This window comes from Brachybacterium sp. AOP24-D1-21, from assembly GCF_052378665.1.
Taxonomy (GTDB): domain Bacteria; phylum Actinomycetota; class Actinomycetes; order Actinomycetales; family Dermabacteraceae; genus Brachybacterium.
The window spans coordinates 926,766-950,696 of sequence record NZ_JBQSXX010000002.1; the positions used below are offsets into that span (position 1 = coordinate 926,766).

Annotated in this window: 19 protein-coding genes; 12 read left to right on the forward strand and 7 right to left on the reverse strand. The window is 70.6% G+C overall.

The window, feature by feature from the left end; genetic code table 11:
* Position 1: 1 nt before the first annotated feature.
* The 6 genes from ACT3UF_RS18935 to ACT3UF_RS18960 all read left to right on the forward strand — a co-directional run bounded on the left by ACT3UF_RS18935 (position 2) and on the right by ACT3UF_RS18960 (position 8,782).
* On the forward strand, positions 2-1,288 hold the full coding sequence (locus ACT3UF_RS18935) for an ISL3 family transposase (RefSeq protein ID WP_073884858.1): 1,287 nt from the start codon (positions 2-4) through the stop codon (positions 1,286-1,288).
* A gap of 362 nt (positions 1,289-1,650) precedes the next feature.
* Positions 1,651-2,520, forward strand: a complete 870-nt coding sequence (locus ACT3UF_RS18940) for a hypothetical protein (protein ID WP_444592503.1) — start codon at positions 1,651-1,653, stop codon at positions 2,518-2,520.
* Positions 2,520-4,274 (forward strand): DNA polymerase Y family protein, encoded by a 1,755-nt coding sequence (locus ACT3UF_RS18945; RefSeq protein ID WP_442332086.1) that lies wholly within the window; start codon positions 2,520-2,522, stop codon positions 4,272-4,274. The genes ACT3UF_RS18940 and ACT3UF_RS18945 overlap by 1 nt, the downstream gene beginning before the upstream one ends.
* A gap of 52 nt (positions 4,275-4,326) precedes the next feature.
* Positions 4,327-4,911: an ArsR family transcriptional regulator gene (locus tag ACT3UF_RS18950; protein ID WP_444592504.1), complete on the forward strand. Its 585-nt coding sequence runs from the start codon at positions 4,327-4,329 to the stop codon at positions 4,909-4,911.
* Positions 4,902-5,354: a hypothetical protein gene (locus tag ACT3UF_RS18955; protein ID WP_444592505.1), complete on the forward strand. Its 453-nt coding sequence runs from the start codon at positions 4,902-4,904 to the stop codon at positions 5,352-5,354. The genes ACT3UF_RS18950 and ACT3UF_RS18955 overlap by 10 nt, the downstream gene beginning before the upstream one ends.
* A gap of 2 nt (positions 5,355-5,356) precedes the next feature.
* Positions 5,357-8,782: an error-prone DNA polymerase gene (locus ACT3UF_RS18960; RefSeq protein ID WP_444608458.1), complete on the forward strand. Its 3,426-nt coding sequence runs from the start codon at positions 5,357-5,359 to the stop codon at positions 8,780-8,782.
* Between the two features lies 1 nt (position 8,783).
* Here the strand turns inward: ACT3UF_RS18960 and ACT3UF_RS18965 are convergent, their stop codons facing one another.
* Entirely contained in the window at positions 8,784-11,432 is a 2,649-nt protein-coding gene (locus ACT3UF_RS18965; protein ID WP_444608459.1) for a YhgE/Pip family protein, read from the reverse strand.
* Positions 11,429-14,212 carry an MMPL family transporter gene (locus ACT3UF_RS18970; protein WP_442332083.1) on the reverse strand — a complete coding sequence of 928 codons (2,784 nt, stop codon included), beginning with the start codon at positions 14,210-14,212 and terminating at the stop codon, positions 11,429-11,431. The genes ACT3UF_RS18965 and ACT3UF_RS18970 overlap by 4 nt, the downstream gene beginning before the upstream one ends.
* 205 nt (positions 14,213-14,417) lie before the next feature.
* On the opposite strand from ACT3UF_RS18970, the gene ACT3UF_RS18975 reads away from it, so the two are divergent.
* The 5 genes from ACT3UF_RS18975 (at position 14,418) to ACT3UF_RS18995 (ending at position 19,059) form a co-directional block, all read left to right on the forward strand.
* Positions 14,418-15,083 (forward strand): TetR/AcrR family transcriptional regulator, encoded by a 666-nt coding sequence (locus ACT3UF_RS18975; protein WP_441445586.1) that lies wholly within the window; start codon positions 14,418-14,420, stop codon positions 15,081-15,083.
* Between the two features lie 197 nt (positions 15,084-15,280).
* Positions 15,281-16,081, forward strand: coding sequence for a GH25 family lysozyme (locus ACT3UF_RS18980; RefSeq protein WP_442332082.1), 801 nt, complete (start codon positions 15,281-15,283; stop codon positions 16,079-16,081).
* Between the two features lie 102 nt (positions 16,082-16,183).
* Positions 16,184-16,951: a queuosine precursor transporter gene (locus ACT3UF_RS18985; protein ID WP_442332081.1), complete on the forward strand. Its 768-nt coding sequence runs from the start codon at positions 16,184-16,186 to the stop codon at positions 16,949-16,951.
* 122 nt (positions 16,952-17,073) lie between these two features.
* Positions 17,074-18,528: a multidrug effflux MFS transporter gene (locus ACT3UF_RS18990; RefSeq protein ID WP_442332080.1), complete on the forward strand. Its 1,455-nt coding sequence runs from the start codon at positions 17,074-17,076 to the stop codon at positions 18,526-18,528.
* A 27-nt stretch (positions 18,529-18,555) separates the two neighbouring features.
* Positions 18,556-19,059 (forward strand): putative immunity protein, encoded by a 504-nt coding sequence (locus ACT3UF_RS18995; RefSeq protein WP_442332079.1) that lies wholly within the window; start codon positions 18,556-18,558, stop codon positions 19,057-19,059.
* 609 nt (positions 19,060-19,668) lie between these two features.
* Here ACT3UF_RS18995 and ACT3UF_RS19000 read toward each other — a convergent pair.
* The 3 genes from ACT3UF_RS19000 to ACT3UF_RS19010 form a co-directional block, all read right to left on the reverse strand.
* Positions 19,669-20,259 carry a GNAT family N-acetyltransferase gene (locus tag ACT3UF_RS19000; protein WP_441445581.1) on the reverse strand — a complete coding sequence of 197 codons (591 nt, stop codon included), beginning with the start codon at positions 20,257-20,259 and terminating at the stop codon, positions 19,669-19,671.
* 1 nt (position 20,260) lies between these two features.
* A complete protein-coding gene (locus ACT3UF_RS19005; protein WP_441445580.1) occupies positions 20,261-20,962 on the reverse strand; it encodes a 4a-hydroxytetrahydrobiopterin dehydratase in 702 nt (233 codons plus the stop codon).
* A gap of 164 nt (positions 20,963-21,126) precedes the next feature.
* Positions 21,127-21,696, reverse strand: coding sequence for a maltokinase N-terminal cap-like domain-containing protein (locus ACT3UF_RS19010; RefSeq protein ID WP_441445579.1), 570 nt, complete (start codon positions 21,694-21,696; stop codon positions 21,127-21,129).
* Between the two features lie 97 nt (positions 21,697-21,793).
* Here ACT3UF_RS19010 and ACT3UF_RS19015 point away from each other — a divergent pair, with 97 nt between their 5' ends.
* Positions 21,794-22,564 (forward strand): hypothetical protein, encoded by a 771-nt coding sequence (locus ACT3UF_RS19015; RefSeq protein WP_442332077.1) that lies wholly within the window; start codon positions 21,794-21,796, stop codon positions 22,562-22,564.
* Here the strand turns inward: ACT3UF_RS19015 and ACT3UF_RS19020 are convergent.
* Together ACT3UF_RS19020 and ACT3UF_RS19025 are read right to left on the reverse strand one after the other, a co-directional pair.
* Entirely contained in the window at positions 22,530-23,246 is a 717-nt protein-coding gene (locus ACT3UF_RS19020; protein WP_442332076.1) for an ABC transporter ATP-binding protein, read from the reverse strand. The genes ACT3UF_RS19015 and ACT3UF_RS19020 overlap by 35 nt on opposite strands.
* A 20-nt stretch (positions 23,247-23,266) precedes the next feature.
* Entirely contained in the window at positions 23,267-23,920 is a 654-nt protein-coding gene (locus tag ACT3UF_RS19025; protein ID WP_441445576.1) for an FtsX-like permease family protein, read from the reverse strand.
* Positions 23,921-23,931: the final 11 nt, after the last annotated feature.

Below are 23,931 nucleotides of genomic sequence, written 5' to 3' on the forward strand. Positions count from 1 at the left end.
TGTGCACGAGAGTACTGGTTCGCAGCGTGATGCTGCGAGCACGATCTTCAACTTGCCCAATTACCGCGTCATCGATGCCGTCGACCTGCCCGACGGGGGCCGGCGGGTGGTGATCGCCTCGACCGTCCCGCCGGGCTGTCCGTCCTGCGGCGTGCTGGCGACGAAGGTCCATTCCCGCCGGTCACAGCAGGTCCGGGACGTTCCCGTCGCTGGCGCAGCGGTGGTGGTGTGGGCCAAGCGGCGCTGGTTCTGTCTGGAGCCGGCCTGTGCCCGGGGCACGTTCGCCGAGGCCACCGAGCAGATCCCGCGATACGCACGCTCGACGACCCGACTGCGGGACCAGGTCGTCTCTGCCGTGATCCGTTCCGGCCGTGCAGCCTCCGAGGTGGCCCGGGCCCACGGCGTCTCGTGGTGGCTGGTCCAGGCCGCCCTCAGCGCCGCCGCAGTGGTCCTGCCTGACGTCGACGACGTGCGGGTCAGGCGTCTGGGGGTCGATGAGCACCGCTACCGGTCAGTGCGCTGGTTCCGCACCGACGAGGGCGCTTGGAGACGGTTCGAGCCGTGGATGACGACGCTGGTCGACCTGGCCACCGGGCAGGTCCTCGGCATCGTCGACGGCCGGGACTCCAGGGCCGTCGGGGATTGGCTCGCGCAGCGCTCTGAGCAGTGGCGGGAGCGGATCGAGATCGTCGCGATCGATCCCTCGGCCGCGTTCCGCAAGGCGCTGCGGACCTGGCTGCCTCGCGCCGCGGTCTCGGTCGACAAGTTCCACCTGGTCAAGCTCGGGAACGACATGGTCACCACCGTCAGGCAGCGCCTGGCCCGCACCCATCGCGGTCGTCGGGGCCGCAAGGACGACCCGGCCTGGGCCCACCGGATGCTGCTGCTGCGCGGCGGCGACACCCTGACCCCGAGGGCGTGGGAGCGGTTGGAGAGGGTGTTCCGCACCGACGACCCCACCGACGAGCTCTCGGCCTCCTGGGGCATCAAGGAGCAGCTCCGACGCCTGCTGGCCACCGACACTCTCGCCCAGGCCTGGCAGGAGCGGATGCGGATGGGCTACTTCGTCCAGATCGCGAACATGCCCGAGGCCACGAAGCTCTACGACACCGTCGTGACCTGGTGGGACGCCATCGAGGTCCTCATCGTCACCGGCGCAACCACCGCGAAGGTCGAAGCGGGCAACACCGGCATCAAGAACATCAAACGCACCGGCCGCGGATTCCGCAACGCGGAGAACTACCGGACGCGTATCCTGCTCACCAGCGCCGCGAGAACCGTAGCGTGAATACCCGCCACAGCAGGGTCATTCACCACGAACCGCGAAGAGCCCCCATAGGTGGGAGGCCACGTCGAGAAGCCGAGGAAGCGCACTGCGTCGAGATCCTCAGCGACGGCTCGGCGGATTCTGATGCTCATGACCGGCATGTATACCAGCCCCCACACGGATCGACCCAGCCCTCAGCTCCCGCCTCCTGCACCCCGGGGCCACCCCGTCGCCATCTGTCACACCCCTCCCCGAGGCTTCGTATGTACGTTCGAAGTCACTGCCTGGGCACCTTGAGCCCCACCCCTCCGAGGCGTACAGTTCGAACCCCTGTTCGAACATATGTGCGAGGGGGACGGCGAGAGGCGGAAGGAGGAAACACGATGGGCACAGCTCTCCAGCGGGAAGAACGTGAGCAGCGCCTGTCCCGGGCTCGGGCCGCACTGGGCGCTGCCGAGCGCTCCGCCGCACGCTGGGGCGGCCGGATCGACCGCACCGCCCTGCAGTCATCGGCACCATCCCTCACACAGCCCGGCGCAGGGCCCGGCGCAGGTTCTGTCGCAGGACCCCGTGCGGAACTCGCCGATGACGGCCTCGGCACGCGCCTGCCGGTCCCGGGACCGCTTGCCACGCTGTTCCCGCGCGGCAGCCTGCGCGCGGGCAGCTCCGTGGCGATCCAGGGCGCCGCGACCACCTCGCTGCTGCTCTCCCTCGCGGTCGCCGCGGTGGGGGAGGACTCCTGGTGCGCGATCGCCGGTATGCCCGACCTGGGCCTGCGCTCCGCCCTGGATGCCGGCCTGGATCCCTGCCGCCTCGCGCTCGCCCCAGCGGGCGGGGACCAGCGCCCCCAGGTGCTCTCCGCCCTGGCCGACGGCGTGGGCGTGCTCGTGCTCGGCCCCGACCTGGACCTCGCCCCCGCGCTCTGGCGCAGTCTGCTGAACCGCGCCCGCACCGCCGACACCCTGGTCCTCGCCGCCACCCCGCCCGGCCGCGCCGACCTCACCCTGCGCGCCACCACCCAGGGCTGGGCAGGGCTCGGGACCGGTTCGGGCCGGCTGCGCAGGCGCCGCCTCGAGATCACCGCCGACGGGCGAGGGATCGCCGGGCATCGCACCACCGATGTTCTGCTGCCCCAGGTGCGCGGGATGATCGCGGACGCTCCGCAGGGCAGAGAGGTCACGCAGAGCTCTGCGCGGAGCCTCGCGAGCACGGAGCCGGTGCGTCTGCTGCACCCGGTGCGGAGGGCCAGCTGATGAGCGCACCGGAGACCCCCCTCGCGATCGCCACCCCCGCAGCGCCCACCGCGACCCGCACCGTCGCCGTCACCGTCCCGGACTGGCCGCTGCTGGCGGCGCTGGACCGCCACCAGCGCCGCAGCGAGAGCGAGGCAGAAGCTGCGGCGGGGGAGGCCCCGCCCGTGCTCGACCTCGCCGTCGCTCCGGTGATCCTGCTGGACCAGCACCGCGTCACCCATGCCGGGGCCGCCGCCCAGGTGGCCGGGGTGGTGCCGGGGATGAAGCGACGCGCCGCCCGCGCCGCCTGTCCCGAGGCGCTCGTGCTGGAGGCGGACCGGGAGCACGAATCCGCCTTGTTCGAGCTGGTCGCCGCCGCGGTGGATACGATCGCCGCCGGGGTCGATGTGCTGCGTCCCGGGGTGCTGCTGATGTCGGCCCGCGGCCCCGCCCGCCACCAGGGCGGCGAGGGACCCCTGGCGGAGCAGATCCTCGACGCCGTCGCCGAGCTCACCGGCTGGGACTGCACCGTCGGGATCGCCGACGGTCCCTTCGCTGCGCTGCTCGCCTCCCCGCGCGGGCGGATCGTGCGCGAGGGGCGCAGCGCCGACTACCTCGCCCCGCACCCGATCGCGACCCTGCGCAGCGCGCCCGTCGGCCCCGGCTGGGGACATCGCGGCCAGCCCTCGGCCACCCGCCCGGAACGCAGGCTGGATCTCGCCGAGACCGTCGACCTGCTGCAGCGCCTCGGCATCACCACCCTCGGGGACCTCGCCGCCCTCCCGTCGGCCGCCGTCGCCGACCGCTTCGGCCCCGACGTTGCGACCTTGCACCTGCTGTCCCGCGGTGAGGAGCCCACCCCGCCTGCGGCGCACCATCCCACCCAGCCGATCCTCGCCGAGACCACGCTGGAGACCCCGCTGGTGCGCACCGACCAGGCGGCCTTCATCGCCCGCCCGCTGGCCGAGCAGCTGCACGAGATGCTGGTCGCGAACGGCCTGGTGTGCACCCGGCTGCGGATCGTGGCCCGCACCGAGAGCGGCGAGGAGATGGAGCGCACCTGGCGGCACGACGGGGCGCTCACCGCCGCCGATGTCGTGGACCGCATCCGCTGGCAGTGCGACGGCTGGATCACCCGCGCCCGCCTGGGCGGCCCCGCGACCGGCGCGATCACCCGGATCGGTCTGCACCCGCTGCAGCTCGCCCCGGCCGGGGAGAACGCCCCCGCCCTGTGGGGCAGCGCCGGGGAAGCGGCCCAGCGCGCCTCCCGCGCCCTCGCCCGAGCCCAGGGCCTGGCAGGAGAGGACGCGGTGCAGGTCCCCGCCCTCACAGGCGGGCGGTTGCTCGCCGAGGAGGTGACGCTCGTGCCCTGGCGCAGCGAGAAGCCCACTCACCGCGACGGCCCCTGGCCCGGCTCCCTGCCGCGCCCGGTACCCGCCACCGTGTTCCGCGAGCCGCCCGCGGTGCGGCTCGAGGACGCCTCCGGCCGGCCCGTCGTGGTCACCGCCCGCGGCCTGCTGAGCGCCCCGCCCGCTCAGCTGCTGGTCAGCGCGCCCGGCGCTCCGGCCCTGCAACGGGCGGGACTGCGCGCCGGCTCCGGCTATCCGGTGCTCGGCCACGGTGCCCCGACGGTGATCGATGAGCGCTGGTGGGCCCGGGACGGCCATCGCGCCGCCCGCCTGCAGCTGGTCGTGCGGGGCGCGAGCGCCGAGGAGACCGCGGTGCTCGCGTTGTCGCGGACCGGCGACTGGGCACTGGAGGGACTCTATGACTGAAGCAGTGATCAACCCCTTGAGACTCACAATAATGGAGGATATCCTCCGTTATATGAGAACTGAAGCGCCTCTGCTTGCACCGATCTTCCGGTCGGACGGCCAGGCCCGACTGCTGTCCGCGCTCATGCTCGACGATGAGGAACGCAATCTCACCCAGCTCGCCGAGCAGACGGGGTTGGCATATCCCACCGTGCACCGGGAAGCCGCCCGCCTGCTCCAGGCCGGGATCCTGGCCGAACGGCAGGTGGGGCGCACACGTCTGCTCCGCGCCGATCCGGACAGTCCGCTCTTCACTCCGCTCCGCGAGATCCTGCTCATCACCACCGGACCCGTCGTGCTGCTCAAGGAGGAATTCTCCCGGATCCAGGGAGTCGAGAGCGCGTTCCTGCACGGCTCCTTCGCCGCCCGGATGCGAGGAGTCGACGGACCTGCCCCGAACGACATCGATGTCCTGGTCATCGGGACCCCCGACCCCGATGAGGTGTATGACGCCTGCGGACGGGTCGAGGAGATCGTGCGCCGTCCGGTGAATCCCACGATCGCCACCCGCGCCGAGTTCGACCGTGACTCGGGGTTCCACACCCAGGTGCGGAACAGTCCCACCGTCCCCGTCCTCGGAGAGCTGCCATGGCCCTGACCCCACTTGAGACCGCGCAGAGCCAGGTCATCAACGCGCTCGTCACCGCACATCGCCTAGAACAGGTGCCTGTCGACCTGAGACGTGCAGAGCTGTTCCTGGAGAAAGCGCGCCGGCGTCTCGATGACCTCGACAACCTCACCTGGGCCGAGAGCCGCTACAACCTCGCCTATGACGCCGCGCATGACGTCGGAGAATCGCTCCTGGCCGCCTACGGATACCGGACGACCAACGGCCCGGGGCAGCATGAAGCACTCGGTCGCTTCCTGAAAGCAGTGCTGACCACGCCACCGGGGCAGTCGGGCGCCCGACGCTTCGACCAGATGCGCCGGGCGCGCAACCAGCAGAGGTATGAGGCGCGCAGCGTCGGCGGCGCCGATGCAGAGACGGCGAGCAGGGCGGCACGCGCGCTCTACGCCGGCGCGGCAGCACGGGGGATCTGAGCATGGCCCGCTGGTTCCTCGGCCCACCCGCGTGGAAGGACCTCGAGGCGATCCTCTCGGACCGTCCCGCCGAGGTGGTCTCCCCGCCGGTCGTCATCGAGCACACCGGGCAGGTCACCGATGACGCCTACCGGCCTGAGCGCACCGTCGACTACGCGGAGCTGCACGCCCACTCCCACTTCAGCTTCCTCGACGGCGCCTCGAGCCCCGAGGACATGGCCGCACAGGCCGCCCGGCTGGGGCTGGGGGCGATCACCCTGGTCGACCACGACGGGCTGCCCGGCGCGGTGCGCTTCGCGAAGGCTGCGGCGGAGGCGGGGATCGCCACCGTCTTCGGGGCCGAGCTGACCCTGGGCCTCGAACCCGGGGCGGACGCGGCGAGCACCACCCCGATCATCTCCGCTCCCCGGACCGGCGTGCCGGACCCGGAGGGGGAGCACCTGCTGGTGCTGGTGCGCGACACGGACGGCTACCGCCAGCTCTCGGCCGCGATCGCCCGCGCTCACCTCGACAGCAGGCAGAAGGCCGCCCCCCGCTACCGGCTCGCCGAGCTCTCCCGCCTCGCCCACGAGGGGCACTGGCAGATCCTCACCGGCTGTCGCAAAGGCTCGGTGACCCGGGCCGCGGCCCCGCACCTGGAGGTCGGGGACCTCGAGGCGGCCGCCCACGCGGCCGCGGAGGCCATCACGCGACTGCTGGAGCTGTTCGGCCCCGGCAACGTCGCCGTCGAGCTGATCGCCGGCGGTGGGGGAGAGGCGGATGAACTCCACGACGCGCTCGCCCAGGGCGCCCGCCTGGTGCGCGAGAGCCACGGGCTCGATGCGGTCTCCCTGCCGCTGGTGGCGAGCACCAACGCCCACTACGCCCGCCCGGCCGACAAGCGCCTGGCGGACACCCACGCCGCCCTGCGCGCCGGAGTGCCGCTCGCCCAGGCTGATCCCCACCTCTCCTCCCGTCCCGCGCACCTGCGCAGCGGCGAGGAGATGGCCCAGCTGCTGCCCCGCTATCCCAGTGCGATCGCGCAGGCGGCACGGCTGGGACGGGACTGCGCTTTCGACCTGCGGCTGCTGGCCCCGGATCTGCCGCCATTCCCGGTGCCCTCCGGGCACGACGAGGCCAGCTGGCTGGTGGAGCTGGTGGAGATCGAGGGCCAGGAGCGCTACGGACCGCGCCCGACGGCAGAGCGTCCCGAGCAGATCCCGGGGGCGTGGGCGCAGATCGACCACGAGCTGAAGGTCATCATCGACCTGCACTTCCCCGGCTACTTCCTCATCGTCCACGAGCTCGTCGACTTCTGCGCCGGGGAGGGGATCCTCGCCCAGGGCCGGGGCTCGGCCGCCAACAGTGCCGTCTGCTACGCGCTGGGGATCACCGCGGTCGAGCCCGTCGGCCACCACCTGCTGTTCGAACGGTTCCTGGCCCCCGAGCGGGACGGCCCGCCGGACATCGACATCGACATCGCCTCCGACCGCCGCGAGGAGGTGATCCAGCACGTCTATGACCGTTACGGGCGGGAGAACGCCGCCCAGGTCGCCAACGTCATCACCTACCGGGCCCGGCTCGCGGTGCGCGACGCGGCTCGGGCGCTCGGCTACGACCCCGGCGCGCAGGACGCCTTCGCCAAGCGGATCGAGCGCTCCTTCTCCTCCCTCGCCGATGCGGACGTCCCCGCCGACGTGGTCGAGCTCGCCCACCAGCTGCGTGACGCCCCCCGCCACCTCGGCATCCACTCCGGCGGGATGGTGCTGTGCGACCGGCCGGTGATCGAGGTGTGCCCGGTGCAGTGGGCCGCGATGGAGAACCGCTCCGTGCTGCAGTGGGACAAGGAGGACTGCGCCGACGCGGGCCTGGTGAAGTTCGACCTGCTGGGGCTGGGGATGCTCACCGCGCTGGATCATGCGCTGCGGATCATCGCCGAGCACCACGGCCAGCACTTCGAGCTGCGCACCCTGCCGCAGGAGGACGAGGCGGTCTACGACATGCTGTGCGAGGGGGACAGCGTGGGCGTGTTCCAGGTGGAGTCCCGTGCCCAGATCTCCACCCTCCCGCGGCTGCGGCCCCGGGAGTTCTACGACCTGGTGGTGGAGGTGGCGCTGATCCGGCCCGGCCCCATCCAGGGCGGAAGCGTGCACCCCTACATCCGGCGCCGGAACAAGGAGGAGGAGGTCACCTTCCTCCACCCGCGGCTGGAGAAGTCCCTGGGCCGCACGCTCGGGATCCCGCTGTTCCAGGAGCAGCTGATGCAGATGGTGGTCGACGTCGCGGACTTCACCCCCGCCCAGGCCGATCAGCTGCGCCGCGCGATGGGCTCCAAGCGCTCCACCCAGAGGATGCTCGAGCTCTCCGACGCGCTGTTCGAGGGGATGGCCAAGCACGGGATCGTGGGGGAGGACGCCGACGCGGTCCACCGCAAGCTGCTGGCTTTCGCCAACTACGGCTTCCCCGAGTCGCACGCGTATTCCTTCGCGTACCTCGTCTACGCGAGCTCGTACCTGAAGTGCCACTACCCGGCCGCGTTCACCGCGGCGCTGCTGCGCTCCCAGCCGATGGGCTTCTATTCCCCGCAGTCGCTGGTCGCGGACGCCCGCCGGCATGGCGTGCTCACCCGCGGGCCCGATGTGCTGCGAAGCCGCGCCCGCACGGATCTGGAGACCGACGAGGAGCATCACGGCTACCGGGTGGATCCGCCGCGGGAGCAGGTCCAGGGAGAGAGCGCAGCGGCCGGTCCGGCGATCCGGCTGGGCCTGGATCAGGTGCGCGGCATCAGCACCGAGACCGCGGAGATGATCACGGGGGAGCGGGAACGCGGCGGGGCCTTCGTCTCGGTCCCGGATCTGGCCCGCCGGGTGCGGCTGACCGCTCGGCAGCTCGAGGCACTGGCCACGGCCGGGGCGCTCGATGCGCTGGCGAGCTCGCGTCGGCAGGCTCTGTGGGCCGCGGGCGCCGCCGCGCAGGAATCCCCGGGCACCCTGCCGCATCTCGCGATCGGTGCCCAGGCGCCGATGCTGCCGGGGATGAGCGAGGCGGAGCTCGCCACCGCCGACGCCTGGGCCACCGGTATCACCCTGGATGACCAACCGATGGCGCTGCTGCGGAAGCAGCTCACGAGGGACGGGGTGCTCTCGATCGCCGGCACCCGCGAGGCGGAGGACTCGACCCGGATCCGGGTCGCCGGGGTGATCACCCACCGCCAGCGCCCCGCGACCGCCGGGAACGTCACCTTCCTCAGCCTCGAGGACGAGACCGGGATCCTCAACGTGGTCTGCTCCCAGGGGTTCTGGGTACGGCACCGGGCCCTGCTGCGCACCGCCCGGTCGATCGTGCTGCGCGGCATCGTGGAGAACCGCACCGGCGCGGTGAACCTCGTCGCCGACGACGTCACCGCCCTGGACCTGGTCGCAGCGGGCAGGTCCAGGGACTTCCAATGACTCAGGCTGCCGCCGGGACCGCCCCCGCGCCCACCCGCACGGAACGCCGCGCGAAGCGGGCCCTGCGCGAGGCCACCAGGGTCAGCAGCAGCGAGACCGCCGCCCACGCAACGATTGCCAGCAGGGTGCTCGAGGTGCTGACCAGCGACCCGCCGAGCGCCGCATGGACCAGGCCCTGGGTGACGATCGACAGCGGCATCAGCGAGCCGATCGACTGCAGCAGCTCCGGAGCAGTCTGCACCGGCACGATCCCCACCAGCGTCACCACCTGCAGCACCATCAGCACGATCGAAGAGATCCGGCCGATGCGATCGCCCAGCAGCGTCAGCAGCATCTGGTGCAGCGCGGCGAACATGACCGCCCCGGCGAAGGCCACCAGTCCCACCGACAGCGGGGACAGCGGCGAGATGCCGATGGCGGTGAGCACCGACAGCACCGCGACGGTCTGCACCACCGCGATCAGCAGCGCCGGTGCCAGCGAGCGCAGCACCACCTGCCACATCGGCAGCGCCCGGTCCAGCAGGCTGCGCCGCAGCGCCGGCAGCAGCAGGAAGGTGCCGAAGGCGCCCAGCCACAGCGCGAGCGCGGTGACGAAGGGGAAGGTGGCGGTATCCGCCCCGTTCGCCTCGTTCTGCCGCTCCACCTCGGTGCCGACGGGAGCGGCGGCCATCTCACCCATCCGGGTGCGCTCGGCCTCGGTGTACGAGGGCACGGAGTCCGCGCCCTCGCGCAGACCGCCGGCCAGCTCCTCGGTGCCCTCCGCGAGCCCGGTGGTGCCCTCGGCCAGCTCCTCAGTGCCCTCCGCGAGCTCCCCGGAGCCATCGGCCAGCTGCTGATTGCCCTGCGCCAGCTGCTGCGCGCCGGTGCCGAGCTCGGTCGCCCCCTCGGCCAGCTGATCGGTGCCATCGGCGAGGGTTCCGGCGCCATCAGCGCTGGTCCGGGTGCCAGTGGCGAGCTGCGAGGCGCCCTCCGCGAGCTGGTCGACGCCGTCGGCATACCGCACCAGCCCGTCATGCAGGCCGCTCACCCCGTTCACCAGTTCTCCGGCGCCGTCGGCGCTGGTGCGGGCGCCGGCGGCGAGCTGCTGCGCGGCCGCGGTGAGCCCGGGGTTCTCGGCGGTGCCGTCCCCGTCGACGGCGGACGCGATGCCCTGGGCGTAGGTCACCACGCCCTCGGTGCCCTGGACCAGGCCCGGCTGCTCGTCGGTGCCGTTGATGCCGTCGGCGATCTGCTGGACGCCGCCCGCAGCGGTGCTCGCGCCGTCGCCCACGCTCTGCGCGGTGGCGGTCAGGCCGGGGTTCTCGGCGGTGCCGTCGCCGTTCACAGCGGCTGACGCGCCGTCTGCGGACGCCGCGAGCCGCGAGGCCTGGAGGCACTCCATGCTCTCGGAGTCCTGCGCGCAGAGAGTCTCTTGAAGCGCCGCGGCGTCGGCGGCCATCCCCGGGTTCTGCTCGGTGCCGTCGCCGTTCACGGCGGCGTCGATCCCGTCGGCGTACTGCACCACGCCCTGCGCCCCCTGTGCGAGGCCCGGCTGCTCGGGCGTGCCGGCGAGCCCGTCGGCGGCCTGCTGCGCGCCCTGGCCGAGCTCCGCGGTGCCCTCTGCGACGCCCTGCGCGGTGGGGACCAGGCCGGGGTTCTCCGCGGTGCCGTCGCCCGTGACCGCGGTTCCGGCCTGGGAGACGCCGTCCGCGAACTGCTCGATGCCGGTGGCGAGCTGGTCCGCGCCGGCCTCGAGACCCGGGTTCTCCGCGGTGCCGTCGCCCTCCACGCCGGCGGCGAGCAGCGAGGCGCCATCGAGCAGGCCCGGCTGGCCGTCGGTGCCGTTCATGCCGTCCTGCAGTCCGAGGACGCCGTCGGCGAGATCCTCACTGCCGGTGGCCAGCTCGTCGAGTCCATCGGCGAGCGTGCGGGTCCCGTCGGCCGCCTGCCAGGTGCCGTCGGCGAAGGTCCACACCCCGCCGGAGAACTCGTGCGCGCCCTCGGCCGCCTTCTCGGTCCCGTCGGCCAGGGTGCGGGTGCCCTCGGCGAGCTCCTGGGTGCCGCTGTCCAGATCGCTGGTGCCCTCGGAGAGGTCCTGCGCACCGTCGGCGGCATCGCGGAAGCCCTCGCCGAGGTCGTTGAAGCCGAGGTAGAGGCCGTCGAGGTACTGCTGTGCCATCTGCCCACCCATGGTGGAGGCGGACGCCTCGGCGACCGCAGTGCCCACCAGGGCGTTGATCTGGCCGCTGGCGTCGTTGGTGGTGACCTCGAGGATCGCCTGGGTGGCCTCGGGGGTGCCGATCGTGGCCAGATCCTGGGAGAAGTTCTCCGGGATCACCACCACGGCGGAGTAGGTGCCGTCCTGGAGGCCCTGCGCGGCATCGTCCTGGCTGGTCAGCTGCCAGTCGAAGCCGGTGGTGTCGGGGGTGTCCTGCCCCTCGACGGTGCCGGGCTGGGTCAGGGACCCGGCCAGCAGTCGGCCGAAGGGGACGGTCTGGACCTCGCCGTCGGCGTTCTCGATCTCAGCGCCCGCATCGAGGTTCACGACTGCGGCGGGCACCGTGTCCAGGCGGTCCACACGCCCGCTGAGCGCCCACATGCCCAGTGCGGCCACCAGCAGCGGCAGCACCAGGACGACGATCAGGGTGCGGGGATGCGTGAGGCGGTTCATGCGAGGGCTCCTTCGAGGGAGGACGCGGTGTCTGGAGACGATGCGGTGGAGCGTTGGACGGACAGGGCGAGCAAGCGGCGCGGATCCCGCAGGCTCCCCAACAGGTGGCGTTCGGCGTCGACGGGACGGTCGGTGCGGGAGCCGACGACCACCGTGGCGCCCTTCTCCAGCAGTGCGTCGAGGCGTTCGATGAGGGTGTCGTCGCTGACGGCGGCGGCGTGGGCGAGGTCCTCGATCTGCTCGATGACGATCACCGCCCGGCCGATGCCGTGGCCGTCGATCTCAACCAGCCGGTGCGCGACAGGTGCGCCGGCGCCGATCCAGTGAGCACGTCCCTGGATCGCCCCGAGGTCGTCAGGGGCCAGACGGTCGTGGACGGCGAGGATGCCGGAGGTCGGGGTGTGGCGACCCGCGGCGAGCGCGAGGAAGGTCGCGCGGGCGGCGTCGTCGGGCGCGCGCACCACCAGCAGGGTGCCCGGGGCGATGGAGCCGGTGAGCGGACCCACGGTGCCGGAGGCACCGAGCAGAGGCGCGACGACCTGGTCCAGACGCAGCGCGTGCTCGCCGTGCTCCTCGGTCCAGCGGCGGTGCTCGAGCACCGCGGCCAGCCCCTCGCCCTCGACATCGACCGTGGGCAGCGCGCGGGACAGCCATCCCGGCAGCCACCAGGCATGCCGTCCCAGCAGCGCGAGCACTGCGGGGACGAAGGTCATCCGCACCACGAAGGCATCGACCAGCACCCCCACCGCGAGCGCCACGGCGATCGGCTGCAGCATGAACCAGCCGGAGGTGACGAAGCCGGCGAACACCGCGACCATGATCAGTGCCGCGGCAGTGACCACCGGGGCGTTGGCGGTGAAGCCGCGTTCGATCGCGCCGCGGGCATCGCCGGTGTGCACGAACTCCTCGCGCATGCGGGAGACCAGGAAGACTTCGTAGTCCATGGCCAGGCCGAACAGCACGCCCATCACCATGATCGGCATGAAGGAGACGACGGGGCCGTTGACGTGCACGAACAGCGGTCCGTTGAACCAGCCGTACTCGAACACCATCGAGGTCACGCCGAAGGCCGCGGCGACCGAGAACAGATAGCCCACGGAAGCCTTGATGGGCACCCAGATGGAGCGGAACACGAGGGCGAGCAGGATCAGCGAGAGGCCCACCACGAACAGTGCGAAGGGCAGCAGAGCACTGGAGAGCTTGTCGGTGACGTCGATGCCGACGGCGGTCGCACCGGTGACCGTCACCTCGGAGATCGCCAGCTCGTCCTCCCAGCCGTCGGCGCTGCCGCGCAGCTCGGCGACCAGGTCCTTGGTGGACTGGTCGGTGGGCCCGCCGTCGGGGACCACGACCACCACCGCCATGTCGGCACCCCGGTTGGGGGTCGCCATCTGGATCTCCTTGACGTTGTCGAGGGAGGCGATGTCGCTCTCCAGCTCGTCGACCACGCCGAGTGGATCAGTGGTGTTGATGATGTCGGCGGTGACCAGCAGGGGACCGTTGTAGCCGGGGCCGAACTCCTCGGCGACCAGGTCATAGGTGTCGCGGGCGGAGGTGCCCTGCGGCTCGGTGCCGAGATCGGGCAGTGCCAGCTCGAGGTCCTTGATCGGGATCGCGAGGGCGCCGACGCCGATGATCACCAGCAGGATCGTGAGCGCGGGCACCTTGGTCACCAGGCGCGCCCAGGTGCGGCCGAAGCTCCGACGGGGTCGCGCGTCCGGCTCCGGGGCCGGCAGCGTCCCGCCGTGTTCTGCCATGGCCCGGCGGATCCTGCGCGGGCGCAGACGTTCACCGAGGATCCCCATCATCGCCGGGAGCATGGTCAGGGCGACGACCACGGACAGGGCAACGGTCGCCGCTGCGGCGACGCCCATCACGGTGAGGAAGGGGATGCCGGTGATGAACAGGCCCACCAGCGCGACGATCACGGTCAGGCCGGCGAAGATCACGGCGCTGCCGGAGGTGGCCAGGGCCTTGCCGATCGATTCGTGGACGTCATCGCCCTGGCTGAGCTGGTCGCGGTGGCGCGAGAGGATGAACAGGGCATAGTCGATGCCGACGGCGAGGCCGAGCATCGCGCCGAGCGCGGTGGTCACCGAGGGGATCTCGACCCCGGCGGAGAGTGCGACCAGGGCGAGCATCGAGACGCCGACGCCGACGATCGCGGTGATAATCGGGATGACCGCGGGGACCAGCGAGCGGAACACGATAGCGAGGATCAGCAGCGCGACGATGACGCCGATCACCTCTCCGGCGCCGAAGGGGATCTCGGCGCTCTGGAGCACCTGGCCTCCGACGTGGGTCTCGAGCGACGGGGTCTCCGCCTCCTCGATCAGCTGCGTGATCTCGGCGATGGACTCCGCGGGGTACTCGCCGTCATAGGGCTCCATCTGGAACTGGGCGATGATCGCGGTGTCGTCCTCGGTGCGGGTGCCGGGAGAGAGCTCGTCGAAGGGGGAGGGGGCGGCGGCGACGCCGTCGACGGCGGCGATCTCCTCCATGAGCGTCTCGATCTGGTCCTGATGCTCATCGACCGTGGTGCCGTCGGGGGCCACCAGCACCACCTGGCCGGCGGTGCCGCCCAGCTCCGGGAAGCGCTGGGCGAGGGCATCGATGCCGCGCTGTCCCTCGGTGCCGGGGATCTGGATGTCGGTGGCGAAGGTGCCGCCGAGGCCGACGGCGAGGCCGCCCACGATGAGCAGCAGCGCGGCCCAGGCGCCGACGATCTTCCAGCGCAGGGAGGCCATCAGACGACCGAGGCGGTACAGGGACGAGGACACGCGACCTCCAGGACGGGCACGAGCAGGGGGAGACGTCGGACCGCCCCACTGGAGACGCCCACGCATTCGATACACGAACGTATCGGTGCGATAGTATCGGCTGGTCCTCACGGACATCAACGTCCCCTGAGCATCACCGGGGTGAGAGTCATCCCACCCGCCCTGCCCTGCCGCAACCTGTCCCACCGCATCCCCATGAGGAGCCATGAGCGATCTGTTCGAGCCGCTGCCCGAATCCGCCGGCACCCGGCGCCGGGAGAACACGCGCGCGAAGCTCGTGCGGGCCTCGCTCGAGGTCTTCGTCGAGAAGGGCGTCGACGGCGCGACGGTCGACGACCTCGCCAAGGCGGCCGGGTTCACCCGCGGAGCCTTCTACTCGAACTTCTCCACCAAGGAGGAGGTCTTCACCGCGCTGTTCGACGAGGTGACCGCGGAGCTCATCGGCATCGCGAACAGCTCCGTCGAGGACGCGGTGACCCAGGCGTCGGCACAGAACTCCCAGCGCCTTCCCGACCTTGACGATGCCGACGTGATGCTCGCGGTGTTCGAGGGGATCCGACCCTTCGGCCGCCAGTGGTACCTGCTCTACTCCGATGCGATCGCGCACTCGCTGCGGGACGAGCAGATGCGGGTGGAGCTCGCCGTGCAGCGTGAACGGCTGCGGAACGAGATCGGCGCCATGCTCTCGATGCGGCTCGAGGCAACCGGGGCACGCGCACTGCTGGCGCCGGAGGATCTCGCGCAACTGCTGATCGGCATCTTCATCGACCTCATGCTGCGCGAGCACATGGAGCAGCGCGACGTCACCGAGCTCGCCGCGACCACCATCCTGGGCACGCTGCAGGCCTTCATAGCGCCGCGCGCGGACTGAGTGCCCCGAGAGGGCTGAGCGCCGGGACACGGCTGTGGGCCCGCTTCGGCGCGGTCTGCCCGATTCGTCGCGACACGCCGAGTTCTGCAGCTGCGGACCCCATGGGGGAGCGGTTCCGCGTACGGTGGCGGCGGTGTGACGGTCGTCGCACTGACTGTTCCTGCTTCCCCAGCTTCCCCGCTTCCCCAGGAGACGCCATGTCGTCCTATCGACCACGCCATCTCACCCCTCCTCCCGTTCCCGCCGATCCCGTCGGTGCCTCGCGCCGGTCCGTCCTGCGCGGAGGGGTCCTCGGCGCCGCGGCCCTCGGCGCCGGCACGGCCGCGCTGGCAGCCCCAGCGGCGAATGCCGCCGGCATCTACGGCCAGGACGTCTCCGGCTGGCAGGGGGAGGTCGACTGGGCCGCCCAGGCCGAGCTCGGCTCCCGCTTCGCCTACGTGAAGGCAACCGAGGGCCGCAGCTACCGCAGCCCTGCCTTCAATCACCAGTACACCGGTGCCGGGAACGCGGGCCTCGTGCGCGGCGGCTACCACTTCGCGCGCCCCGACTCCGGAGGCCCCGAGGAGCAGGCGGATTTCTTCCTCAACAACGGCGGCGGCTGGAGCGAAGACGGCGTCACCCTGCCCGGCATGGTCGACTTCGAGGGGTACAGCGGCTTGCCGCGCGACTACGGTCTCTCCCGGCAGGAGATGCGCGACTGGATCGTGGGCTTCTCCGATCACTACCGTGAGCAGACCGGTCGCCGACCGGTGCTGTACACGAACCTCCACTGGTGGAACGACGTGGTGGGGGAGTGGACCCCGAAGAATTCCCCGCTCTTCCTCGCCTCCTACTCCTCCTCCCGCCCCAGCACGCTGCCGGGCCGCTGGTGGGGCTGGGAGATGTGGCAGTACTCGGACTCCGGCCCCTTCGCCGGCGACTCGAACCTCTGGCACGGCAGCGAAGAGCAGTTCGCGCGCTTCGTCGGCGAGTACGACTACGGCGCCGACGGCATCTGAGCCTCCACCGGACTCCATCGCACCGGCCGGGCCGAGCCCTGACCGCGTGGTCTTGGCCCGGCCCGCGTGGTGTCGGTCCGGCCCACTGTGTACCCTGCCCCGGTGAACACTGAAACACCCCCCACCCCCTCCGCCCAGCACTCTGGACGCCCGGCCGGCGCCGTCTACGCCGACCGGGGCAGCTCTCACTTCGACATACTCCTCGCCGCCATGGTCACCGTGGTCGTGCTCTCAGGGATCGGCGCTGCCAAGGGCGTCAGCTTCGGAACCATCCCCGGCACCGGCTTCGAGATCATCACCGATGGTGGCTTCTTCCTCTTCCCCCTGGCCTATGTGCTCGGCGACATCATCACCGAGCTGTACGGCGCCCGCAGCGCGCGCCGCGCGATCATCACCTCCTTCGCCGTGAGCATCCTGGCCTCGATCAGCTACCAGGTGATCATCGCGCTGCCCCCGTTCCCCGATGCCTACGGGCTGGCCAAGCAGGAAGCTCTCGAACTGGCTCTGGGGCCGGTCTGGATCGTGGTGCTCGCCGGGCTCGCAGGCTTCCTCGCCGGGCAGAGCCTGAACTCCTTCGTGGTGACCCGTATGAAGCGGCGCATGGGGGAGAGGGGCCTGATCGCCCGGCTGTTCACCTCGAGCGGCCTCGGCGAGCTGGTGGACACGATCATCTTCTGCTCGATCGCCTCGGTCGCGATCGGCATCACCAGCATCGAGCAGTGGGCTGAGTACACGATCCTGGGGTTCGTGTACAAGGTCGCAGTGCAGTACGCGATGATCCCGGTGACCTCCGCAGTGATCCGCTGGATGAAGCGCACTGACCCCAGCTACCAGGCGGGGCTGGCCGCGCGGGAGAAGCCCGCCGTGTGACGGCGCGCGCGTGCCGAGGACCTGTACGGGGCCGCGGACGCGCCTATAGGATTGCTGATCGGGCCAGGCAGGATCGCCGAGATCCTCCTGGCCCGACGTCTGCACTCCGTGAAAGGACCTCCGTGGCACCCGCCGCCGACGACACATCCCGCGAGGACGCTCGCGAAGAGCCCCCGACCTCCACAGGCTCGATCCCCACCACGACCGGATCCATCCCCACCGCGACCGGATCCATCCCCACCACCACTGGGTCCATCCCCACGATCACCGGTGCGATCCCCACCATCACCGGTGCGATCCCCGTGCTCGAGGACCCGGCGGACCACGAGATGGCCCGCCTCCCCGACGAAGAGCAGCTCAGCCGCACCCGCAGCAAGGTCACCGCGATGGTGATCCTCGTGCTCACCACGCTCAGCGCGATCGGCCCGCTCGCCACCGACATGTACATCCCGGCCTTCCCGGAGGTGGCCGAGGAGCTCGGCAGCACCGCCTCGATGATGCAGCTGACTATCACGGCGTTCTTCCTCGGCACCGCGAGCGGACAGATCGTCGCAGGCCCGCTCTCGGACCGCATGGGCCGCCGCATCCCGCTGCTGATCGGCATCGTGCTGTGCCTCGTGGCCTCGATCGGCTGCGCCCTCGCCGGGGACGTGGAGATGCTCCTGGTGATGCGCGTGCTGCAGGGCATCGGCGGCGGCTTCGGCATGGTGCTGGGCCGCGCGGTGCTGATCGACATGACCGACGGCCCGGAGCTCTTCCGGATCATGAACATCATGCAGGGCGTGGGCGGCGTCGCACCGATCGTCGCCCCGCTGCTCGGCGGGCTCATCCTGCTGGTCGGCCAGTGGCGGGAGGTGTTCGTCGTGATCGCCGCGATGTCCCTGGTCTCGCTGCTCGGCGTGCTCTTCCTGATCCCCGAGTCGCTGCCGGTATCCCGACGGCACTCGGGCGGCTTCCGCACCTTCCTGCGGAACGTGCGCACGCTGCTGCGCCGACGGATATTCGTCGCGTACCTGCTGGTCAACGCCTTCTCCGCATTCGCGCTGATGGCCTACGTCTCCGCCTCGTCCTTCGTGGTCCAGGAGATGCTCGGCTTCTCCTCCAGTGAGTACTCGGTGAGCTTCGCGATCAACTCCGTGGGCATGATGGTGCTCTCGCTCCTCTCGGCGCGCCTGACCCGCACCATTCACCCCCGGGCCCTGATCCGCGTGGGTCTGATCGTGGTGTCGCTCGCGAGCTTCGCGCTGCTGATCGGCAGCCTGTTCCTGGACACCCCGGCGTGGATCGTGCTCCCGGCCTTCTTCTTCACCGTCGCGCCGCAGGGCATGATCTTCGGCAACGGAGGCGCGCTCGCCTCGGACCAGGCCCGCGAGTTCGCCGGCACCGGGTCGGCGATGCTGGGCCTGGGCTTCTCCTTCTCCGCCTCGATCGCCGCGCCGCTCGTGGGCATCGCCGGTACGCACTCCTCGCTGCCGATGGCGATCACCATGGTGGTGGGCTGCCTGATCTCGGCGACGTTCTTCGTTCTGGCGGGTCGGGGGAGCGGCACCGCGAACCCCCACACCGTCGCGGCCTGAGCGGATCGGCCGCGAGATGAGCCAGTGATGATCCTGCCCGAGGTGCGTGATCCGCGGATGGTGACGATCCGTCGCGGAGGGACCCTGCGTGACGAGCACCATCAGCTGCTGGCTCGCTGGGCGGCCGAATGCGCCGAGCACGTGCTCGCGCTGTTCGAGACCGTCCAGCCGGGGGACGCGCGTCCCCGCGACGCGATCGTCGCGGCGCGCGCCTGGGCCGACGGCGAGATGTCGATGATGCAGGCCCGGACGCTGGGCGGGCACGCGATGGGCGCCGCCCGGCCGCTGCCCGGTGCCGCCCGTTTCGCCGCCTATGCCGCCGGGCAGGCCGCCTGCGTGGGCCACGTCGCCGAGCATGACCTGGGTGCTGCCGCCTATGCGCTCAAGGCGGTGCGCAGCGCCTCCGGCGACGACGCACTGTGCGGCGAGCGGGACTGGCAGCGCGCCCGCCTGCCGGCAGCGGTCCGGGAGCTCGTGCTCGAGGACCAGGGGAGTCGTGACGCGATCTGCTGGTCGGTCTTCTCTCTGTGAACTGGTGCTGCGCGCCGCGCAGCACAAGACCCTCGAGGAACCTGCAGGAAAAGTCCGTGACGCCCATGCGGGTCGGCCTGCGGCATCCGATCGACGCGCGAAAAGAATCCCGTCGAGCAGAGCTGTGCCGTGACCTGCGACGATGCAGCAAACCTGCAGGTCGCAAGCACTTTACAAGAGAGTGCCGGGGGAGAGGTCGCCAGGAGCGTGCGGAGATCAGGGCTGCACGGAGAAGGTCTCCCGAAGCGGGCGATACAGCGTGCGAAAGATGTGTTCCTGAGTTCAGTGTTCAGATGCTGTCTCGATGGCCCGGATGCCCGGATCCCCGAGCTTTGGCGCAGGTTCGTCACTGTCGGTGCAACGCCGTCGATTGTGCCGAGGGTCGATGTTCCTGACGGCCTCAGTGGGATCCTGGACGAAGCCGTCGTGGGCGACACCTTGTAGGTAGTGCGCCTGAAGTGTCAGTGGTGCGGCGACACGGCCGACACATGCCCGGCCAGGCCCTTCATGCGCCGCCGATAATGCACGTTATGTAAAGTGGGCCTGGAGCGACGCGCAGAGAGTGCTCCCCTGACGGTTCTGTGTTCTGTGTCCTGTGTCTAGTCCAGCTCACGCTGGCTCCACGGTCATGACCATGACGCAGTTCTTCAGCCCCTTGGGTCGGTCGTAAGTGAAGCCGAGCCGCTCGTACAGGCGCCGGGTGCCGTTGTACAGGAACGACGAGGACATCTTCTTCGTCTGATGCGTCAGGTCGTGAGGATAGCTCTCGACCGTTCCGCCGCCGGCTGCCGCGATGTGCCCCAGCGCGCCGGTGATCGCCAATTCGGTCAGGCCGTGGCGCCGATACCGCTTGTCGACGAAGACACAGGTGATCCGGAAGTCCGGCGCCGCAGTGCTGGTGGCGTCGTACTGCTTGCGATGATGGATCGTCGGCAGCTCCTCCGGGGTGCCGTACTCGGCCCAGGCGATCGCCTCCTCGCCGTCCATGACCAACGCAGCGTGTGCTGTCCCCTGCTCGACGTGAGCCTTCTTCAGCAGGCGATTGCCCTCGAAGCTCTCGCCGCGCCCTTCGCAGGCCGGATGGAAGTACAGGCACCAGCAGCCGCCGAAGATGCCGTTGTGCCGCTGCACCAGAGCCTCGAAGGCAGGCCAGGTGCGGATGTCCAGCGGCTCGATGCGGTACGACGACCCTTCGGGCATGTCAGTCCCCTGTGCCCGCGATCGGCGCCGGAGCGCACACGACTCCCCTGTTGCCGTCCTGGTCGGTGATCACCACGAGCGAGGGCGCCTGACTGTCATCGACGACAGTCCCCCCGGCGGCCACGGCCGCCGCGATCCGCTGCGGCGCGACCTCCGGGGTCACGTACACCTCGAGATGGAACCGCTGCTCGCCCGCCTGTTGCCCGTCCCCGAACCACAGATTCGGGACCCGCCCCGTGGCATCTCGCACCTCGTCGCTCGGTGTCCCGCGGCCCTGGGCCGCAGGGTCCCCGGTCAGGAGCGCTGCCCATACCGGGGCGATGATCGCGGAGCTCTGGGTGTCGAGCCCGAGCTCGATGTGGCTGACCGCAGCCACCTCGGCGCGAAGATCGTGGAGCGCAGCGATCTCGGTGATGCGCCGTGCCAGGTCCAGGTCCCTCTGGGTGACCCACTGGACGACGTGCTCAGTCTCTCCGTCCCGATAGATCGCGTCGTCACTGACCAGCTTCAGATCGACATGACCGGCGTCCATCGATACTCGAGGCTGATGGCCGAGCTCGGTGCCGACCTCGCCGATGGCCACGAGGAAACGTGCTCCCGCTTCGAAGTCGTCGATGAGATACCGGGCGTGCAGGCCCTGGGCGAGTTGGCACCAGTCCGTCAGGCGGGCTGCGGCGATCTGAGCTGCTCCGAGCATCTCCATGAACGTGACCCTAGCGGTGAGGCGACGGTGGCGCCAGACCGCCGGACCCTCGGAAATCCCCTTGCTACTGCCGATGCGGAGCATTGCCTGGAGTTCGCCGATCCGGTGGGCCACCCGTTCTGCCTCACGCTGGTGGACATCCCCGGCTGAGCTGCGGGCGGTGCTCAGTACGCGACGACGACGCCGTCGCCGCCGGACCAGCGGGCACGCAGCCGTACGGTGCCGTCGAGATCACCGAGGGTGCGCGCGATGGTGAACGGCGCGCCGTCCAGCAGCTCATCCCCCGTCGGCGGCTGCTCGCCTTCGTCGACCTCGAGGCTGAGCGTCACGCTCTGCGGAAGCGTCTCGCTCAGCGTGCCGTCCTCGTCATAGATGTCGAGCGCCGCCTGCTGCTGCTCCCCACAGATCGCGCGCCGGAAGCAGTCCAGTGCGGTCTCGTCGGCCAGGCCGTCGTAGACGAAGCGCTCACCGAGCACCGAATGCTGCATGATGGCCAGCAGATGCTCGTCGGCACCGTCAACCCGGAGGGGTCGGTACGAGAGCGGCAGATGGTAGGTCGTCTCCCCCACGCGCACCAGATGGCACTCCACGCCGACCTCGCCCTCGGGGTCGTCGAAGCGGTAGGCGCCGAGGAGCACGAGCTCACCGGTCTCTCCCCAGGAACGCGAGGACAGGAAGTCGTGGAGGATCTCGGTCTTGTTGGGGCTGAGCTCGGCACGGTAGATGATCGCCATGGCTCCCACGGTAGTGCCCTGCTCCCCCGCGACACGCATGAGAGCGTCCACATCCTGGCTTCACCCCGAACTCATCGAAAGTTCATACACTCCCGATATGTCCACCTCGCCCTCCGCGCCCGCGGGCTTCAGACCGCTGTCCCAGTACCGGGTCGCCCTCCGCCTGATCGCGGTCGCCGCAATGATCATCGTGATCGCGCTGTTGTTCCTGCTCGCGCATCAGCGCACCACCGGGCTGCTCTCGCAGAACCTGCACACCGTCTTCTGGTATTTCGATGTGGGCCGCGAGTACAACATGGCCACCTGGTACAACTCCGGACTGTGGCTGCTGCTGGGCGTCCTCGCCGCGATGATCGCCGTGACGGGATCAGCCCGACGCCGGTCCTGGTGGCTGCTGGCAGTCGTCGCCCTGTTCGCCTCGGTGGACGAGTACCTCGAGGTGCATGAACGGCTGGACGTGCCCGGGAACCTGATCGCGGAGCATCTGCCCGTCACCATCGGCTTCTCCTGGGTGCTGCTCGGCGCCCCGATCGCCCTGGTGATCGTCCTCCTGCTGCTCCGCCTCGTCCTCTCCCTGCCCTCACGTGCACGCAACGGACTGTTCCTGGGAGGCGCGCTCTTCCTCGCCGGAGCGGTCGCGGTCGAGACCCTCAATGGGCGGATCCTGGTGGGGAACGACGGCATCGTCAACAACGCCTATATCTACAGCACGATGCTCGAAGAGCTGCTGGAGATGAGCGGGATCGCGGTCGCCTTCGCCTCAGTGCTGAGCCTGATCCAGCGCGATCCCGTGGCACGGGTCCTGCGACTGGATCCCGCGGTGCTCCCGGACGTCAGCCGTTCCCAGGAGCCGGCCGGTCGCCGCTGATCCGACCATCGGCCAGGGCGATGATCCGGTGCGCGCGCTGCGCGACCTGGGCGTCATGGGTGACCAGCACGATCGTCGTCCCCTCGGCGCTGATCTCAGCAAGGGCATCCATCATCTCCTCGGTGGCTGCGGAGTCCAGCGCTCCGGTCGGCTCATCGGCCACCAGCAACCGAGGATGGTTGATGAGTGCCCGGGCGAGAGCCACCCGCTGCAGCTGCCCACCGGAGGCTTCACCGACTCCACGCTCGGCGAGATCGTCGACGCCGAGCTGCGTCATGAGCTGCTCGGCTCTGGTGCGCAGCACGGTGCGCTGCTCGGTCCGGGCGAGCAGCCCCGGCAGCAGCACGTTGTCCAGCAGCGAGAGGTTCCGCAGCAGATGGAACTGCTGGAACACGATGCCGATCTCCAGCAGTCGGCGGCGCGAACGTGCCTTCCCGTCGAGCGTGCTGTGGTCCTCCCCCGCCCACAGCACGCTGCCGTCGGTGGGGTCCTCGAGACCGCTGAGCGTGTACAGCAGGGTTGACTTCCCACAGCCGGAAGGGCCCATCACCGCGAGGAACTCCCCGTCCGCGACCGTGAGATCGATGTCGTGCAGGATGGTGGTCCGCTGCAGGCGGCGCGTCACTCCTCTGGCCTCGAGCAGCGGAACGTCCAGGCCGGTGGTGCTGAGGGTGGTGGTCATGACGGTCTCCTCCGAGGGGATCATTCCGTGGTCTGGGCGCGCACGTCGGCGGTGCGCAGCCGGCGGCAGGTCCACAGCGTGGCGAGCGTGGCGATGGTGCCCAGCAGCAGCGGCATCGCGATTCCGGTCAGCAGCGGATCGACGACGAGATCGATCCGGCTGGTGCCCTGGAACAGATGCTCCATCCCCCCGAACATCCCCTCGATCAGGACGTTGAACAGTCCCTGTCCCAGGGTGAGGGAGAGTGCGGCACCGGCGACCAGGCCGAGCAGCAGGGTGACCAGCATCCGGATGAGGTACGGGGCGCGCAGCGTGAGGGGCGAGGCACCCAGCGCCCGCTGGACGGCGAGCGGGGAAGCATCGGTGGCCAGCCAGAGTCGGGAGATCATCACCGCCAGCAGTGCGGCCAGGGCCACCGCCGCCGCCGAGGCCAGCGCCGCGGCGACGCTGATCCGCTCCGCCACCGGACCCAGCAGCTGGGACCGGTACACCTCGGTCTCCGAGACCCGGGCGTCAGTGAGCTGAGCGGACAGATCCTCGGCGACAGCGGCGGTCTCAGCGCCCGGGGTCAGGGCCGCCCCGAGCACGTACCCGATCACCTGCTCGCCCTCCGCGGGCAGCATGCCCCTGGCGGTCCGCCCGCCGTTGGTGAGGTCCTGATAGGAGCCGACCACCTCCAGCTCCT

Coding starts and splice junctions, on each gene's coding strand:
- ACT3UF_RS18940 (WP_444592503.1), top strand. CDS start 1,651: ATGGGCACAGCTCTCCAGCGGGAAGAACGTGAGCAGCGCCTGTCCCGG.
- ACT3UF_RS18945 (WP_442332086.1), top strand. CDS start 2,520: ATGAGCGCACCGGAGACCCCCCTCGCGATCGCCACCCCCGCAGCGCCC.
- ACT3UF_RS18950 (WP_444592504.1), top strand. CDS start 4,327: ATGAGAACTGAAGCGCCTCTGCTTGCACCGATCTTCCGGTCGGACGGC.
- ACT3UF_RS18955 (WP_444592505.1), top strand. CDS start 4,902: ATGGCCCTGACCCCACTTGAGACCGCGCAGAGCCAGGTCATCAACGCG.
- ACT3UF_RS18960 (WP_444608458.1), top strand. CDS start 5,357: ATGGCCCGCTGGTTCCTCGGCCCACCCGCGTGGAAGGACCTCGAGGCG.
- ACT3UF_RS18965 (WP_444608459.1), bottom strand. CDS start 11,432: ATGAACCGCCTCACGCATCCCCGCACCCTGATCGTCGTCCTGGTGCTG.
- ACT3UF_RS18975 (WP_441445586.1), top strand. CDS start 14,418: ATGAGCGATCTGTTCGAGCCGCTGCCCGAATCCGCCGGCACCCGGCGC.
- ACT3UF_RS18980 (WP_442332082.1), top strand. CDS start 15,281: ATGTCGTCCTATCGACCACGCCATCTCACCCCTCCTCCCGTTCCCGCC.
- ACT3UF_RS18995 (WP_442332079.1), top strand. CDS start 18,556: ATGATCCTGCCCGAGGTGCGTGATCCGCGGATGGTGACGATCCGTCGC.
- ACT3UF_RS19000 (WP_441445581.1), bottom strand. CDS start 20,259: ATGCCCGAAGGGTCGTCGTACCGCATCGAGCCGCTGGACATCCGCACC.
- ACT3UF_RS19005 (WP_441445580.1), bottom strand. CDS start 20,962: ATGGAGATGCTCGGAGCAGCTCAGATCGCCGCAGCCCGCCTGACGGAC.
- ACT3UF_RS19010 (WP_441445579.1), bottom strand. CDS start 21,696: ATGGCGATCATCTACCGTGCCGAGCTCAGCCCCAACAAGACCGAGATC.
- ACT3UF_RS19015 (WP_442332077.1), top strand. CDS start 21,794: ATGTCCACCTCGCCCTCCGCGCCCGCGGGCTTCAGACCGCTGTCCCAG.
- ACT3UF_RS19020 (WP_442332076.1), bottom strand. CDS start 23,246: ATGACCACCACCCTCAGCACCACCGGCCTGGACGTTCCGCTGCTCGAG.